Here is a 15,034-nt window from a genome sequence, read left to right on the forward strand (position 1 = left end):
GACCTGGAGTTTGCACGACCGGGGTCACGGGTACCAGGAAGCCGCAAGGGCAGGTCACCGTGAGTGAACGCCGCTCCGAGACGAGGTGGTCGTCGAAATGAGCGTGGAACGCGAGGTCGCGCAGGTGGAACCTGCGACTTCCGCTCCGAACCAGGTCGAGGTGCGGGTCCGGGCCGAGCCCGACCAGCTGTCGGTGATGCGGGCCGTCGTGGGCGACCTGGCCATGCGCGCCGACCACGACGTCGACTCGATCGCGGACCTGCGGCTGGCGGTTGACGAGGCGTGCTCGTCGCTGGTCCGGCTGGCGGCGCCGGAAGCCACACTCATCTGCAGGTTCCGGCTGTCCGGTGAGCAGTTGTCGATCACCGCGGAAGTGCTGAGCAAGAACGATTTCGGGCCCCGCAAGGACACATTCAGCTGGCGCGTGCTCAGCGCGTTGGCCGACGCTGTGTCAACCTCGGTCGAGTCGGATCCCGCTGCCAACGGCAGCCACCTGGTGCGGATCGAGTTGACCAAGGGACGGACGGCTCAGGTGTGAAACGAGCGGATTCCACTCAGTCACGCAACGAGCGCTACGACAGGCTGGCGCCGCTGTTCGGCGAGCTCGCGAAGCTGGATGAGAAGGATCCACGACGCTCCGAACTGCGCGACCAGCTGGTCACCGAGCATCTGCCGGTCGCCGAGCACATCGCCCGGCGCTTCAGCCACCGCGGCGAGTCCCAGGAGGACCTGACGCAGGTCGCGGTGCTGGGTCTGATCAACGCGGTCGACCGCTTCGACCCCGAGCGCGGGGTCGACTTCCTCTCCTACGCGGTCCCGACGATCATGGGCGAGGTCCGCAGGCACTTCCGCGACACCGGCTGGGCGGTGCGGATGCCGCGCCGCCTGCAGGAGCTCCACCTGTCGGTCTCGGCCGCGATCGCGCGCCTCTCGCAGGAGCTGGGGCGCGCCCCCACCCCCAGCGAGCTGGCGAAGGACCTCGGCATCAGCACCGACGACGTCTACCACGGGCTGGAGGCGGGCAACGCCTACCGCAGCGCCTCGCTGGACGAGCTGCTCACCGACACCGACGAGATCCCGCTCGGGGACGCGATCGGGTCGGACGACGCCGAGCTCGCCGAGGTGGAGAACCGCGAGATGGTCCGGCCGCTGCTGGAGGAGCTGCCCGAGCGGGAGCGCCGCATCCTGGTGATGCGCTTCTTCCGCGGCATGACGCAGACCCAGATCGCCGACCAGGTCGGCATCTCGCAGATGCACGTCTCGCGCCTGCTGTCGCGAACCCTGGTGTGGCTGCGCCAGCGCCTGGAGGAGGATGCTCCGACCCCGCAGCCGACGGAGCCGTGAGGAATTGAGTAGAAGAGCGGAGTTCCCGCCCCGTCCGGTCGGCTAGCGTTGCTCTTGATCGAGGCAGAGCAGCCGAGGGAGGACACATGGGTGTGCGGATCGACCTGGCAAGGCTCGCGGGAACCACGGACCACCCGGACCGATCGACCGACGAACCGGAGACCCGGCGCCGTCTGCTGCCCCTACCGCGCCTCCTGCGCCGCAGGCCCGAATCCACGACCAGGACGACAGCGTCCTGAACTTGGTGAACCGCCCGGGGTCTGTCGGGGGAATGCGGACCCCGGGCGGCCGTTCTCGGGTGCGCCTATAGGGCGCTGTTCAGAGCGGCGATAGCCGCTGCTTCAGGTGTGGGACTCAGCCCGCACTGCCGCGGGTTCTCAGCGGTTCTCTGGTGAGGACAGCCGAAGCGCCGTGTATCGGCATACACAAGCTTCGGCTCCCGGAGCCAGAGGGCCGCTGAGGTTCCGCCACCCGCACCGCCGAGCAGAGCAACCACCGACACCTCAGGAAACGTCGATGCCTCGTTCTCTGAGCCAAGGCACCGGGTTGATCTTCGTCCCGTCTTCGTGGACCTCGAAGTGCAGGTGAGGACCGGTCGACTGGCCGCGGTTGCCCATGGTGGCGATCTGCTCGCCGGCGCCGACCCGCTGCCCCTCGTCGGCCACGATCGTGTTGACGTGGCCGTAGACGGTGACCGTGCCGTCGTCGTGCTGCACCCGGACCCACATGCCGAAACCACTGGCCGGGCCCGCGTCGATGACCTCGCCGGGCGCCACCGAGTAGATCGGCGTGCCGATGCTGTTGGCGATGTCGATGCCCATGTGGCTGCTGCCCCAGCGGGAGCCGAAGCCGGAGGTGTACCGGCCTTCGGCGGGGCTGTGGAAGCCGGCGGCCTTGCGCGCCTTCTCCTCAGCGGCCCGCTTCGCCTCGGCCTCGGCTTGCGCGGCCTGGGCTGCCGCCTGGCGGGCGGCCTCCTCCCGGACGATGCGCTCGGCTTCGATGGCCTTGGCCTTGGCCAGCTCCTGCACCTCGGGCTGCTGTTCGGGTACTTGGGCCTTGAGCAGCCGGACGGCTGCGGGGCTGTTCTGAGTGCCGGTGATCGCGGTGCTCAGGTTCTTGGTCCCGGCCAGGGGCCGGACGTCGCGCTGCTGGTCGGAGTTCGCGTTCGCGGCCAAGGGCTGACCCACTGCCGCGAACGCGCCTCCGGCCACCACCGCAGCCACAACTTTGTTGCGGAGCGGAAGGCCGGCTGTCGGGGGGAGCCGGTCTTCCTTGCGATGCTTGCCCATCACTGCCTTCCGTCGGGGGTCGGTCCGGCCACTCCCGCGTTTCGGGGGTGCGGGCAAGAGCTCCTCGGGGAAAGAGATCTTGTCGTGATCGAACCGTGACGTGCAGATCAGAACGTAGCTGACAGTCACGGCAGGCCGCAACTGATGGCTCACCCAGCAGATGGTTCACCCGACTGCGCCATACAAACCGTGACTTTCAGTGACTGACTGAGATCGTCGTTCGATAACATCAACATCCGGAGCAGCCTGCGGAGAAGCCGTTTTCGGCACTCCTTCCGCACCGCCGCCGACTCCTTGATTCGAACAGTTCCCGCAGGTCACACGGATGATCAAAGGTAGATCGCCAAGGCGCGCAAGGGCTGTCAGATCAACTAGCCGCAGGTAGATCGTCCACAGTGGACCAAGACGAACCGGAGCCGAGTCACGATCACATGGGCCGGATGGTGGCCTTCGACACAAGCCGCCCTCGATCGGCCTAGAGATCCCTCCCGCACTCTGGGAGACGCTGCCACTCGAACGCGCGATCTGTTTGACTGTCCCCCATGACGCCCGGTGATCAGTGGCGGCTGCTGTCGCAGCGCCTCCACGTCGACCTGCGCCGCGTCACCTCCGCACGGTGTCGGCGCTCGCGCTAGTCCCTGGTCGCGCCCACCTGCCCGCAGCACCATCCCCGCCACGAGCCCTCGCGCCGCGAACTCGTCGCGTCTCGGATCTTCCCGTACGGAGACATCGTGCAAGCATTCCTGATCTTCGCGATCGGTGGTTTCATCGCGCAGCTGGTCGACGGCTCGCTCGGCATGGCCTACGGCGTCACCTCGACGACCATCCTGCTGACCGCGGGACTCACGCCTGCGCTGGCCTCCGCCTCGGTGCACCTCGCCGAGATCGGAACCTCGGTCGCCTCCGGCCTCTCGCACTGGAGGTTCGGCAACGTCGACTGGAAGATCGTGCTCACGCTGGGCGTGCCCGGCGCGATCGGTGCGTTCCTCGGCGCGACCGCGCTGAGCAACGTCTCCACCGAGGCCGCCGAGCCCTGGATGTCGACCATCCTGCTCGCGCTGGGCGTCTACGTGCTGCTGCGCTTCGCCATCCGGCCGCTGCGCCGCCGCCAGCTCACCGGTGTCAGCTCCAAGCTGCTGGCTCCGCTGGGCCTGGTCGCCGGGTTCGTGGACGCCACCGGCGGTGGCGGCTGGGGCCCGGTCGCGACGCCCACGCTGCTGAGCACCGGCAAGGTCGAGCCGCGCAAGGTCATCGGCTCGGTCGACACCAGCGAGTTCCTGATCGCGGTGGCGGCGAGCCTGGGCTTCCTGCTCTCGCTGGCCGACCAGAAGCTGTCCTGGATGACCGTGGGCGCGCTGCTGCTGGGCGGCGTCCTCGCCGCGCCGCTGGCGGCCTACCTGGTCCGGGTCGTGCCGATGCGGCTGATCGGCGTCGGCGCCGGCGGCCTGATCGTGCTGACCAACGCGCGCACGCTGATCAAGGCGTTCGACCTGCCCGCCCCGACCCCCGCGGTGATCTACGGAGCGATCGTCGTGGCCTGGGTGGCCGCGCTGGCTTACACCATTCGGGTGATCGTCAGCGAGCGCCGCGAGATCGACGACTTCGAGGAGGAGGCTCCGGCCACGGCCCAGGGCTGAGCAGGCACGGGACGGTTCCCACCCCGGATCCGACCCTCGCGCGGGACGCGACGAATCGTCGGATTTGGGAGGGAAACCGTCCGTTTGACCGGATCCGAGCGCTCGGTGACGCTCGTTAACCAACGTTCACAGCGGGTTCGAGATTTACCCACGTGCCGTATCGCCGAGATCATCCGCGAGGGCTAATGTTCGAAGCTGCCGCGTGGAAGCCCCCCGACACGCGGTAAGGAGCCCCGGGCCGAACAGCCCGGGGCACCCTTCTGGATCCGCTACTTCTCGTCCCGCATCGGGTTGCTGGCCTTGCGCCAGTTCACCGTCGGCCGCATCGCGGCGAGGTCGACCCGGTGCTTGTGCTTGTCCGCCACCTCGAACAGCGACTCGATGAGCGTGTTCGACAGCAGGTGCGGCTCCAGGCCCAGCTCCACCAGGCCGGTGTGCTTGACGTTGTAGTAGTGCTCGCCCTGCTCGACCCGCGGGTTGTCGACGTGCTCGATCTCGACCTGACCGTCGAAGTTGTTGGCGATGGTCTTGGCGATCTCACCGACCGAGTAGCTCTCGGTGATCTGGTTGAACACCCGGAACTCACCGCGGTCGGCCGGGTTCTCGGCGGCCAGCCGGATGCACTCCACGGTGTCCCGGATATCGATCATGCCCCGGGTCTGCCCGCCCGGCGTGTACACCGTCAGCGGGTGCCCCAGCACCGCCTGGATGACGAACCGGTTGAGGACCGTGCCGAAGATGGCGTCGTAGTCGAACCGGGTCGCCAGCCTCGGGTCCCGCACCGTCTGCGGGGTCTCCTGCCCGTAGACCACGCCCTGGTTGAGGTCGGTGGCCCGCAAACCCCAGATGCGGCAGGCGAACTCGATGTTGTGGCTGTCGTGCACCTTGCTCAGGTGGTAGAAGGACCCCGGCTTCTTCGGGTAGAGCATCCGGTCGGTCCGCCCGTTGTGGGTGACCTCCAGCCAGCCTTCCTCGATGTCGATGTTGGGCGTCCCGTACTCGCCCATCGTGCCCAGCTTGACCAGGTGGATCTCCGGGTCGACCTCCTGGATCGCGAACAGCACGTTGAGGTTGCCGACCACGTTGTTCTGCTGGGTGTAGACCGCGTGCTTGCGGTCGATCATCGAGTACGGAGCCGCACGCTGCTCGGCGAAGTGCACGATGGTGTCCGGCCGGAAGTCGGCGATCATCTCGGTCGTGAAGTCACCGTCGACCAAGTCGCCGTAGTAGTGCTTGATGGTCTTGCCGGAGACCTCGCGCCAGGCGTCCAGACGGACCTGCATCGGCTCGATCGGCACGAGGCTCTCGACACCCATCTCGTGGTCATAGCCCCGACGGGCGTAGTTGTCCGCCACGGCGACTTCGTGGCCGCGGTCGGACAAGTGCAGAGCGGTCGGCCAACCGAGATAGCCGTCCCCTCCGAGGACGAGGATTCGCACGCCTGTCTCCCTCTTTCCAGCCGGTAGTGCAGCATGAACATCACGCATGCTCTCATCTCTTCAACAGTCCAAGAAGACCACGCACAGCGATCGGTATCGTTCCGCCCAGCACACTTGCGCATGAATTTCTCTGGAGGACACGTGGCGCAGCCGATGATCACCGGCCGTGCTCGCTACTGGCGGTTGATCAGCCGGTTCGCAGCGGCATCGGTCATGGCCACCGGCATCAGCCAGCTCGTGTTCCTGCTGTCCTACTCGCTCGGGGCCACACCGGTCGTCTCGACCGTGCTGGCCTGGCTGGCCGGCGCGATCCCGAACTTCACCCTCAACCGTCGCACCTGGGGCGGCGGTGGGCGAGACGCGCTGCGCGGTGAGCTCCTGCGCTACGGCGCGATCTCGGTCGGCACGGCGCTGCTGGCCGCAGGCGCCACCCACCTCGCCGAGATCGCGGCGACCTCGGCGTTCCCCGACACCCGGCCCGCTCAGGTGGCCGTGGTGTGGGGCGCCTTCATCGGGACCTACGCGGTGATGTTCGCGGTCAAGTTCGTGCTGATCGACAAGCTCGTGTTCACTCGCCGACCGCGGCCGGACGCTCGCTGACCCGCTCCACCGCCGGGGCGTCCGCGCGACCGGTGCTGCGGCGCTCGCGCCACCACGTGCCGAGCACGACCTTGGCGTAGCGGTAGCCGTAGCTGAAGCTGGAGCCCTTCTTGCTCTCCCCCGCCGTGCGCTGCAGCATCCGCATCGGCTGCTCCAGCGCGCGGTAGCCGTGGCTGAGCAGGCCCACCAGCAGCTCGGAGGACTGGTACTGCGGCTGTCGCAGGGTCACCGAGTTCGGCACCTCCACCCGCATGCCGCGGAAACCGAACGAGGTGTCGGTGATCCGCTGCCGGGTCAGGGCGCTGACCACCCACGCGAACACGTAGGTGCCGATGCGGCGGATCAGGGCCGGGCGCTCGTTGCTGCCCAGCCGCCGCGAGCCGCTGACGAAGTCCGCGCGGCCCTCGATCAGCGGTTCCAGCAGCTTCGGCAGCTCGGAGATGTCGTACTGGCCGTCCGCGTCGGTGGTGATCACGTAGCGCGCGCCGCGCTGCGCGGCCAGCCGGTAGCCCAGCCGCAGCGCCGCGCCCTGGCCCCGGTTGTTCGGCGCCACGCAGGTGCGGGCGCCGTGCTCCAGCGACACCTCGGCGGTGCGGTCCTTGGCACCGTCGACGACCACCAGGGTGTCGACGTCCAGGTCGCAGCTGCGGGACGGGATGGCGTCGAGCACCTCGCCGATCGACTCCTCCTCGTTGTAGGCGGCGATCAGCACGACCACCGGCGCGAACCGGTGCTCGCCGTAGCGGGACGCGTACTCCTCCAGCGCGTCCCGGTCCACCTCGTCGGGGAAGGTCGTCAACATCTGGCACTCCTCGGAGGGCGTCGATCGGGGTGTGGAACGGATGGCCTCGCGGCCGAAGATCGCGGTGGCGCCCAGCGCGCCGGCGAGCGGGATGAGCACGAGTCCGGGCAACTGGTACCGCCAGGAGAATTCCATGACCGATGCGGTCAGCAGCGAGGTGGTCACCAGACCGGCGGGCAGCAGCGTCACCGCGCGCAGCCCGCTGCGCCTGGCCCGTCCCGCGCCCAGCACCGCCGCGCCCGCGAGCAGCAGCGCGCCGCCGAGCAGCAGGCCCGGGGTGTAGCCGCCGCCGAGCTGGTAGCCGCGCAGGAACGAGGTGAGTTCCGGATCCGCGCGCAGCCCGACGCCGTCGTAGAGCTCGGCCCACTCCTGCGCGTACCACTCCGGGGCGTACATCGGGTGGTCGAGCTGGAACTGCCACCGGTCCAGCGGCACGTCGCCGACCGTCTGGGTGCGGGTGGGGGCGAAGCCCTTGAGGAAGTCGCCGACGACACCGCCCGCGATGTCCAGCGGCTGGTTGAGCACGACCTTGCGGGTCAGCGACCGCTGCGCCGCGTTGACGTCCATGCCTTCGGGCAGCAGCTTGTCGACGTTGGCCTGGACGTCCCAGAGGTGCAGGTAGAAGTCGATGCCGAGCTCCTCGCGGTGCTCGCGCGGCTCGTCGGGGCACAGCAGCTGCTCTTCGCGCGTCAGGTCCAGCTCGTCGCAGTTCGCCACGACCGCCGCGCGCCCGAACAGCACTCCCCCGCCGCCGGAACCGCCGACGCCGAACTTCCCGGCGACCACCGCGCCGTAGAGCGCGTAGACCAGCACGAGCCCGCCGAACCCGGCGACGAGCGCACCGGTGGCGATCAGCCGTGGCCGCCAGCCACCGCGCGGGCGCAGACCGGCCGCCAGCAGCACGAACACGGCCGCGGGCAGCACCAGCGTCAAGCCCACCGAGCGCACCATCACCGACAGCGCCAGCACGCCACCGGCCACGGCGGCGACCTTCGGCGTCGGCGGGCCCCACCAGCACAGCAGGTACACGGCGACCAGCAGCAGCACCTGGAACAGCAGATCGGACATGATCAGCTGCTCGATCTGCAGCTGGTAGGCGTCCAGCAGCACCGGCGCGGCGGCCAGCGCGGCCAGCCACTCGCGCACCCCGAAGCGGCGCAGCAGCACGTGGACGCCGATGCCCAGGCCGATGCCGAGCAGGTGCTGCACGACCGCGACCCCGGCCAGCCCGCCCGTGCCCAGCAGCGGCCACAGGAACCACTCGTACCCGACCGGGTTGATGCCGCCGGGGTGGAACACGCCGACGTCGTCGAGGTAGCGGAACGAATCGATGTAGAGCAGGGCGGGCCGGTAGGCGAGCTGCGTGATGATCCGCAGCACCAGTCCGGCCAGCACCAGCAGCGCCAGCAACCAGTGCCGGCGCAGTGCGCGCGCGAGCGCGGCCGTCACCGCGCTCCGCTGGTGAAGTCCGCCCAGACGGTGCGCAGACCGTCGGTCAGCTCCACCCCCGGCTGGTAGCCGAGCTCGCGCTGCGCCTTGGAGACGTCCACGATCACCGCGGGCATCTCACCGTTCTTGGCGGGCACGTGGGTGACCTGGATGTCGATCTCGGTGGCTGCGCGGACGGCGTCGATGAGCTCCAAGACCGTGATCGACTCGCCGGAGCCGATCACCGCGGTGCCGGTGTACTGCTTGTCCCACGCGGCCAGCACGCCCTGCACCACGTCGTCGAGGTGCACGAAGTCGCGCTGCTGCGCGCCGTCGCCGTAGACCTCGACGCCCTCACCGGCCAGCGCGGCGCGCATCAGGCGCGGCACGAAGCTGTCCTTGTGGCCCATGCCGGGGCCGTAGATGTTGGTGAACCGCAGCGCGCAGGTCGACATCCCGTAGGCGCCCGCGTACCCGGACAGCAGCATCTCGCAGGCGGCCTTGGTGGCGCCGTACGGCGTGAGCGGGCGGACCGGCAGCGCCTCGGAGATGGTGCCGTGCCCGATGTCGCCGACGACGGCGTTGGTGGAGGCGAGGATGAACTGCCCGACCTCGCGCTCGCGGGCCAGCTCCAGCAGGTGCTGGGTGACCTCCACGTTGTTGGCGTAGGTCGCGGCGGGCTGCTCGACCGACTTGAGCACCGAGGTGATCGCGGCCAGGTGGACGATGCCGGCGCTGCCGGCCGCGACGGCGCGGTCCCGCACGTCGGCGTCGCGCAGGTCGCCCTCCACGAAGCTCACCAGCGGGTCCCGGAGGGACTCGGGCGGGGCCTGGAGATCGACGACGGTGACCGGGGTGCCGCGCTCGATGAACGCTCGGACGACGGCCCGGCCGACGAAGCCGGAGCCTCCGGTCACCACGACCCGGTCGGAGTGGGCGATGTCTGCGGGGGTAGGGCTTGGCACGCGCCCGACTCTAACCGGAGCGCCCGATCACGATCCCCGAGCCCTTCGGTTTCGCCATCGCCCCAGGACCGGACGTTTCCACCTCCCAGGAGGTGACGTTTCAGCGACACTTCCGCGCCCGTGGTGGCGGTTTCGGCGGGCAACCGCCACCACGCGGCGCTCAGCCCGCGACGTGCGCCGCGAGGCCCTTCAGGCCGGTGGCGTAGACGCCCTGGGCGAAGGTCTTGTCCATCTCGGCTTCGACGTCGGCGTCGGCGTCGAAATCGGCGAACCACTCGACGAAGCTGTGCCCGGACGCCGTGACCGGCACGACGTGGATCGTGGAGCGGTAGCTGCGGACCGGGAACGGGCTGGTCACGAACTCGTAGGTGTAGCTGCGCGCGACGTCGTCGAGGGCCACCAGGCGCTCCCGCACCTCTCCCCCGTCGCCGAGCTCCAGGCGCCGCACGCAGCCGACGCTCGCGGCGTCGCGGCCGTCCTCGATCTCGCTGGAGGCGATGGCCGGGTGCCACACCGGCAGCGCGTCGAAGTCGCGCACCGCCTCCCACACCTTCTCGACGGGGGCCTCGATGACCGCGCTCGCGAAACTGCGCATGATTCCTCCTGGGATCCGCTCTAGAACTTGATGTTGGTGAACGCCTTGGTCTGCTCGGTCAGGGCTTCTTCGGTGGGGAGTCGTTCCATGCTGCTGGCGCCGTAGAAGCCGTGGCAGCGCTTCGTTCTCGACAGCACGTAGGAGGCGTCGGAGGGCGTCGCGATCGGCCCGCCGTGGCACAGCACCAGCACGTCCTCGCGGACCTCGGCGGCGGCCTGCGACCACTCGTCGATGAGCCGCACGCAGTCGTCGAGGTTCTTGGCGGTCTCCGCGCCGATCGCGCCACCGGTGGTCAGCCCCATGTGGCAGACGATGATGTCGGCGCCCGCCTCGGTCATCACCCGCGCGTCATCGGCGGAGAACACGTAGGGCGTGGTGAGCAGGTCGGCCTCGCGGGCGGCGGCGACGAGCTCGACCTCCAGGCCGTACCCCATCCCGGTCTCCTCCAGGTTGGCCCGGAAGGTGCCGTCGATGAGCCCCACGGTCGGGAAGTTCTGGATGCCCGCGAAACCGAGATCGCGCAGTTCGCGCAGGAAGTGCTCGCGCAGCATGAACGGGTCGGTTCCGTTGACCCCGGCCAGAACGGGGGTGCGCTGCACGACCGGCAGCACCTCGCGGGCCATCTCGACCACGATCTCGTTGGCGTTGCCGTAGGCCAGCAGCCCGGCCAGCGAACCGCGTCCGGCCATCCGGTAGCGACCGGAGTTGTAGATGACGATCAGGTCGATGCCGCCGGCTTCCTCGCACTTGGCGGACAGTCCGGTGCCGGCTCCGCCGCCGACGATCGGTTCACCGCGCTGGGCCTTGGAGTGGAACTCGCGGAGCAGTTCCGCGCGGTCGAATCCGTTCATCGCCCCTCCAGTGTCAGTGCCGGGACGCCTCTCGGGCCCCCGGGTTTCCCCGCCCCTCCAGGATTTCACGGAACGAGGTCAGCAGCGCCGTGACGAATTCCTCGTCGTTGACGTTGTGGCCGACCCGCAGCACTCGGCGGTCCGCGGTCTGCTCGACCTCGCGCTCGATGGTGTCGAACAGCGCGGCGTCGGCTTCGGGGTCGTGGAACGGCTGGCCCGGCGCGTCCAACATGGACACTCCGCCGGTCGGCAGCAGGAAGCGGACGGGGCCGTGGCAGGCGTTGAGCTTGCGCGCGATGAACGAGCCGATCTCCCGGCACTCCTGCGCGGTGGTGCGCATCAGGGTGACCTGCGGGTTGTGCACGTAGAGGTTGCGGTCGCGGTAGCGCTGCGGAACCGATTCCAGCGCGCCGAAGTTCACCATGTCCAGCGCACCGCACGAGCCGACGTAGGGGACGCGGGTGCGCGCGATGGCGTCGAGGCGCTGCTCGCCCGCGCTCATCACGCCTCCGGCGATGAGGTCGCAGACCTCGGTGGTGGTGATGTCCAGGACCGCGCGCACCAGGCCGTCGTCGACGAGCTTCTCCATGGCCCGGCCGCCGGTTCCGGTCGCGTGGAAGACCAGCGGGTCGAACTCGGCGGCCAGCGCGTCGGCGGTGGTGGTCACGCAGGGCGTGGTGACGCCGAACATCGACAGCGCCACCGCGGGCTTGTCCTCGACCTGCGGCATCGGGTGGCTGATCGCGCCGAGCAGCGCGTGCGCGGCGTTGGCGAGGATGCGGCGGGAGATCCGGTTCAGCCCGGCGACGTCGGTGACCGAGGGGAACATCGCGATGTCGGTGGCGTCGACGTAGCCGGACACGTCACCGGAGGCCACAGTGGACACCATCACCTTCGGCACGCCCACCGGCAGCGCCCGCATCGCGGGGGTGATCAGCGCCGTTCCGCCGGAACCGCCGAGCCCGATGACGCCGTCGACGTCGCGCTCCCGCAGGAAGTGCGCGAACGCGCATGCCATCGCGGTCACGGCCGTGCCCCGGTCGCCGGTGAAGACCGCGTCCGCGCCGTCCGGGTGGTGCGCGGCGACCTCTGTGGGCTGGACGACGGCGCTGGACGAGCCCTCGCCGGTGGTCGACAGGTCGACGGTGACGACGGGATGCCCGTGGGCGATGAGCTCGGCGACGTAATCCAGTTCCGCGCCCTTGGTGTCGAACGTTCCAGCGACGTGCGCGCTGCCCATCGAGACCTCCGTGCTGCTCGCCGTGGAGAACGACCCGGGACCGGACTCTACTGTCGATCGCCCGGCGGGCAACAGAAAAGCGGCCCCCGGCTTCACGCCGGGGGCCGCTCCCTGGGTCTTCCGCTCAGTGGTGTCCGCCCTGGGAACCACCCTGCGAGCCGGATCCGCCCTTGCCCATGAACTTGTTCTTGACCTGGTCGATCTTTTCCTTGTTCTTCGGGTCGGAGGCGTACTTCTTGGCCTGGTCCACCACCTTCTTGCCCTGCGGGCTCTTGGCGAAGTCGGTGACCTTCTTGAACAGCGACATCATCACTCCCGATGCATCGAGGCCGTTGTCCACCAGGGTACCGACAAATCACCCGCGACTCACGACTCACCACGTCGAACGGAGTGGCGACATTCCGGTGATGTTCCGGTTCCGCCAAGCATGCGGCGGAGCCGCATCCTCTTTACCCCAAGCGAGCTACCGGCACCGCCGCGGGTTCTGAGCGGCTTCGTGGCGACCACGCCGCGACGCCGTGTTGGACATGCATCAGGAGTGGCGCGCGGAGACCACGGAGCCGCTCAGGTTCCGCTACCCGCGCCGCCCGGCAGAGCGACCACGGACGACCATCAGCCCAAGACGCCGCTGACCGAGGCGTGGCCCTTGAGCACGTTGCGGGCGATGGTGCGGCGCTGGATCTCGTCGGTGCCCTCGAAGATCCGGAGGAGGCGCAGGTCGCGGTACCAGCGCTCGACCGGGAGCTCCTTGGTGTAGCCCATGCCGCCGTGGATCTGCAGCACCCGGTCGACGATCTGGTTGGCGTGCGTGGCGCCGAACAGCTTGGCGATGGACTGGGCGTGCCGGGAGTCCATGCCCTGGTCGACCTGCCACGCGGCCTGCAGGATCAGCCAGCGCAGCGCCTCGATCTCCACCGTCGAGTCGGCGATCATCCACTGGATGGCCTGCCGGTCGGCGATCGGGGCTCCGAAGGTCTCGCGCTGCTGGGCGTACTCCGAGCCCATCTCCACCAGCCGCTCGCAGGCGCCCAGCGCCGCGGCGGGCAGCAGGTAGCGGCCCCGGCCGATCCACTGCATGGCCAGCCCGAACCCGTTGCCGACCTCGCCGAGCACGTTCTCGGCGGGCACCCGGACGTTGTCGAACACCAGCGCGGCCGGCTGGCGCTCGTCGGGTCCCATGATGTCGATCGGCTCGGACTTCCAGCCCATGTCGCGGTCGACGAGGAAGCAGGTGACACCGCCGTTGGCGCCCTTCTCCCGGTCGGTGACGGCGAAGACCATCACGAAGTCGGCGTCGATGCCGCCGGTGATGAAGGTCTTCTCGCCGTTGATGACCCAGTCGTCGCCGTCGCGCACGGCGGTGGTGCGCAGGTTCTTGGCGTCCGAGCCCGCGCCCGGCTCGGTGATGGCGAAGCAGGACTTGCGGGTGCCCTCGATGGTCGGCAGCAGGTAGCGCTGCTTCTGCTCCTCGTTGGCGTGGTAGAGGATGTTGTCGGCGTAGCCGCCGAAGCGGAACGGCACGTAGGTGCGGCCGAGCTCGACCTCGATCAGAGCCGTCATGACCGCCGAGAGGTTCATGCCGCCGTACTCCTCGGGCGTCTGCACGCCCCAGAAGCCGGCTTCCTTCGCCTTGTCCTGCAGTTCGCGGAGCTCGTCCTTGGTGAGGCCGCGCTGACCCGCCCGCTCCCTGCGCAGGACCTCCGGCTCCAGCGGCATGAGCTCCCGCTGGACGAAGTTGCGCACCCAGTCGCGGATGTCGCGCTCGGTCTCGGAGAGCGAGAAGTCGACCATCGCGTCGTTCCTTTCCGTGCAGGCCGGTAACTAACACCGTTAGTTTTATGGCAGCCTAGAACCGTCTCGGCGCACGCCGCAAGGGATTCCGGTGAGGAGACAGACGTTGCCCAGACCCAGCACACCCCGGCTCTCCCCGGAACGCATCCGACGGTCCGGGCTGGAGATCATCGACACCGAAGGCCTGGACGCGCTCTCGATGCGCAGGCTGGCCCAACGCCTCGACGTGCGCGCCGCGTCGCTGTACAACCACGTGGCCACCAAGGAAGACCTGCTGCACGAGATCGCCGACGAGGTGATGAGCGCGGTCGACGTCTCCGACTTCGACCGGGACTGGGTCACCGGCCTGCGCACCTGGGCCCGCTCCTACCGCGCCGCCCTGGTCGACCACCCGAACCTGGTGCCGTTCATCGCCTACGGCCCGGCCCGGCGCGCTTCGGCCCTGCGCGCCGCCGACGCCGTCCACGGCGGCCTCACCCGGGCCGGCTGGCCGCAGCGCTACGCCACGATGATCGGCGCCTCGACGAAGTACCTGGTCATCGGCTCGGCCATGGGTTCGTTCAGCCACGGCTTCCCCGCCGACGCCACGGTCTACGCCAACCGCTTCCCGCACCTCAGCAGGGCCCACCTGCTCCACCAGAAGGCGGCGGAGATAGACGCCGCCAGCTTCGAACTCGCCCTCACCGCCCTCATCGACGGCCTCACAACCCAACTCGAGGACCTCACCCGCGAAAGCTGAACCACGTGGGACACCATCGAGCGAACCAGGTTTGGTTCTCAGTCCGGTTCACGCCACGTACCATTGAGGCATGTCCACCAGCTTCACCGTCCGTCTCGACGACGACGCAGAACGGAAACTGGCTGCCCTCATGAGCGATGGCAGCTCACGCAACAGCGCCATCCGCTACGCGCTGGACGTGTCGTATCGACACCTCGTCAACGAACAGATGCGAGAGGAATCCGCCAGACTGCTTCAAGATCCAGAAGACCTCGCCGAGGTCAACGCAGCCCGCGAAGCGATGGGCGCGGGCGATGCGTGGTGACGTTTACCGG

Annotated in this window: 15 protein-coding genes; 6 read left to right on the forward strand and 9 right to left on the reverse strand. The window is 69.1% G+C overall.

Annotation, left to right across the window (positions count from 1 at the left end; genetic code table 11):
- Window positions 1-97: 97 nt before the first annotated feature.
- Together E1202_RS21955 and E1202_RS21960 are read left to right on the forward strand one after the other, a co-directional pair.
- Window positions 98-538 carry an ATP-binding protein gene (locus E1202_RS21955; RefSeq protein ID WP_132685033.1) on the forward strand — a complete coding sequence of 147 codons (441 nt, stop codon included), beginning with the start codon at window positions 98-100 and terminating at the stop codon, window positions 536-538.
- Window positions 535-1,344, forward strand: coding sequence for a SigB/SigF/SigG family RNA polymerase sigma factor (locus E1202_RS21960; protein WP_132685034.1), 810 nt, complete (start codon window positions 535-537; stop codon window positions 1,342-1,344). Before E1202_RS21955 ends, E1202_RS21960 begins: the two co-directional genes overlap by 4 nt.
- Before the next feature lie 503 nt (window positions 1,345-1,847).
- Here the strand turns inward: E1202_RS21960 and E1202_RS21965 are convergent.
- Window positions 1,848-2,633, reverse strand: a complete 786-nt coding sequence (locus E1202_RS21965) for a M23 family metallopeptidase (RefSeq protein WP_132685035.1) — start codon at window positions 2,631-2,633, stop codon at window positions 1,848-1,850.
- 731 nt (window positions 2,634-3,364) lie between these two features.
- Between E1202_RS21965 and E1202_RS21970 the strand changes: the two genes are divergently transcribed.
- Complete coding sequence (locus E1202_RS21970; RefSeq protein ID WP_132685036.1) at window positions 3,365-4,270, forward strand: sulfite exporter TauE/SafE family protein; 906 nt, start codon at window positions 3,365-3,367, stop codon at window positions 4,268-4,270.
- Window positions 4,271-4,539: 269 nt separating this feature from the next.
- Here E1202_RS21970 and E1202_RS21975 read toward each other — a convergent pair whose 3' ends face one another.
- Complete coding sequence (locus E1202_RS21975; protein ID WP_132685037.1) at window positions 4,540-5,709, reverse strand: NAD-dependent epimerase/dehydratase family protein; 1,170 nt, start codon at window positions 5,707-5,709, stop codon at window positions 4,540-4,542.
- Window positions 5,710-5,850: 141 nt separating this feature from the next.
- Between E1202_RS21975 and E1202_RS21980 the strand changes: the two genes are divergently transcribed.
- Window positions 5,851-6,309: a GtrA family protein gene (locus E1202_RS21980; RefSeq protein WP_235878841.1), complete on the forward strand. Its 459-nt coding sequence runs from the start codon at window positions 5,851-5,853 to the stop codon at window positions 6,307-6,309.
- Here the strand turns inward: E1202_RS21980 and E1202_RS21985 are convergent.
- The 7 genes from E1202_RS21985 to E1202_RS22015 all read right to left on the reverse strand — a co-directional run bounded on the left by E1202_RS21985 (window position 6,278) and on the right by E1202_RS22015 (window position 13,981).
- On the reverse strand, window positions 6,278-8,560 hold the full coding sequence (locus E1202_RS21985; protein WP_132685038.1) for a glycosyltransferase family 2 protein: 2,283 nt from the start codon (window positions 8,558-8,560) through the stop codon (window positions 6,278-6,280). The genes E1202_RS21980 and E1202_RS21985 overlap by 32 nt on opposite strands.
- On the reverse strand, window positions 8,557-9,504 hold the full coding sequence (locus E1202_RS21990; protein ID WP_165943940.1) for an NAD-dependent epimerase/dehydratase family protein: 948 nt from the start codon (window positions 9,502-9,504) through the stop codon (window positions 8,557-8,559). Before E1202_RS21990 ends, E1202_RS21985 begins: the two co-directional genes overlap by 4 nt.
- Window positions 9,505-9,664: 160 nt before the next feature.
- Window positions 9,665-10,099, reverse strand: coding sequence for an SRPBCC family protein (locus E1202_RS21995; protein ID WP_328591008.1), 435 nt, complete (start codon window positions 10,097-10,099; stop codon window positions 9,665-9,667).
- 20 nt (window positions 10,100-10,119) lie between these two features.
- A complete protein-coding gene (locus E1202_RS22000; RefSeq protein WP_132685039.1) occupies window positions 10,120-10,950 on the reverse strand; it encodes a phosphoenolpyruvate hydrolase family protein in 831 nt (276 codons plus the stop codon).
- A gap of 13 nt (window positions 10,951-10,963) precedes the next feature.
- On the reverse strand, window positions 10,964-12,190 hold the full coding sequence (locus tag E1202_RS22005) for a Tm-1-like ATP-binding domain-containing protein (RefSeq protein ID WP_132685040.1): 1,227 nt from the start codon (window positions 12,188-12,190) through the stop codon (window positions 10,964-10,966).
- A gap of 124 nt (window positions 12,191-12,314) precedes the next feature.
- Window positions 12,315-12,497: a hypothetical protein gene (locus tag E1202_RS22010; protein WP_132625899.1), complete on the reverse strand. Its 183-nt coding sequence runs from the start codon at window positions 12,495-12,497 to the stop codon at window positions 12,315-12,317.
- Between the two features lie 305 nt (window positions 12,498-12,802).
- On the reverse strand, window positions 12,803-13,981 hold the full coding sequence (locus E1202_RS22015) for an acyl-CoA dehydrogenase family protein (RefSeq protein ID WP_132685041.1): 1,179 nt from the start codon (window positions 13,979-13,981) through the stop codon (window positions 12,803-12,805).
- A gap of 106 nt (window positions 13,982-14,087) precedes the next feature.
- On the opposite strand from E1202_RS22015, the gene E1202_RS22020 reads away from it, so the two are divergent.
- Entirely contained in the window at window positions 14,088-14,720 is a 633-nt protein-coding gene (locus E1202_RS22020) for a TetR/AcrR family transcriptional regulator (RefSeq protein WP_132685042.1), read from the forward strand.
- Between the two features lie 70 nt (window positions 14,721-14,790).
- Entirely contained in the window at window positions 14,791-15,024 is a 234-nt protein-coding gene (locus E1202_RS22025) for a hypothetical protein (protein WP_093413047.1), read from the forward strand.
- The last annotated feature ends 10 nt before the right edge of the window (window positions 15,025-15,034 follow it).

Origin of the sequence: Saccharopolyspora karakumensis (genome assembly GCF_004349225.1) — a bacterium.
GTDB lineage: Bacteria > Actinomycetota > Actinomycetes > Mycobacteriales > Pseudonocardiaceae > Saccharopolyspora > Saccharopolyspora endophytica.

What these genes read in the sequence shown, in the direction of transcription:
- E1202_RS21955 (WP_132685033.1), top strand. Translation starts at nt 98, where the DNA reads ATGAGCGTGGAACGCGAGGTCGCGCAGGTGGAACCTGCGACTTCCGCT.
- E1202_RS21965 (WP_132685035.1), bottom strand. Translation starts at nt 2,633, where the DNA reads ATGGGCAAGCATCGCAAGGAAGACCGGCTCCCCCCGACAGCCGGCCTT.
- E1202_RS21995 (WP_328591008.1), bottom strand. Translation starts at nt 10,099, where the DNA reads ATGCGCAGTTTCGCGAGCGCGGTCATCGAGGCCCCCGTCGAGAAGGTG.
- E1202_RS22000 (WP_132685039.1), bottom strand. Translation starts at nt 10,950, where the DNA reads ATGAACGGATTCGACCGCGCGGAACTGCTCCGCGAGTTCCACTCCAAG.
- E1202_RS22005 (WP_132685040.1), bottom strand. Translation starts at nt 12,190, where the DNA reads ATGGGCAGCGCGCACGTCGCTGGAACGTTCGACACCAAGGGCGCGGAA.
- E1202_RS22010 (WP_132625899.1), bottom strand. Translation starts at nt 12,497, where the DNA reads ATGTCGCTGTTCAAGAAGGTCACCGACTTCGCCAAGAGCCCGCAGGGC.
- E1202_RS22015 (WP_132685041.1), bottom strand. Translation starts at nt 13,981, where the DNA reads ATGGTCGACTTCTCGCTCTCCGAGACCGAGCGCGACATCCGCGACTGG.
- E1202_RS22025 (WP_093413047.1), top strand. Translation starts at nt 14,791, where the DNA reads ATGTCCACCAGCTTCACCGTCCGTCTCGACGACGACGCAGAACGGAAA.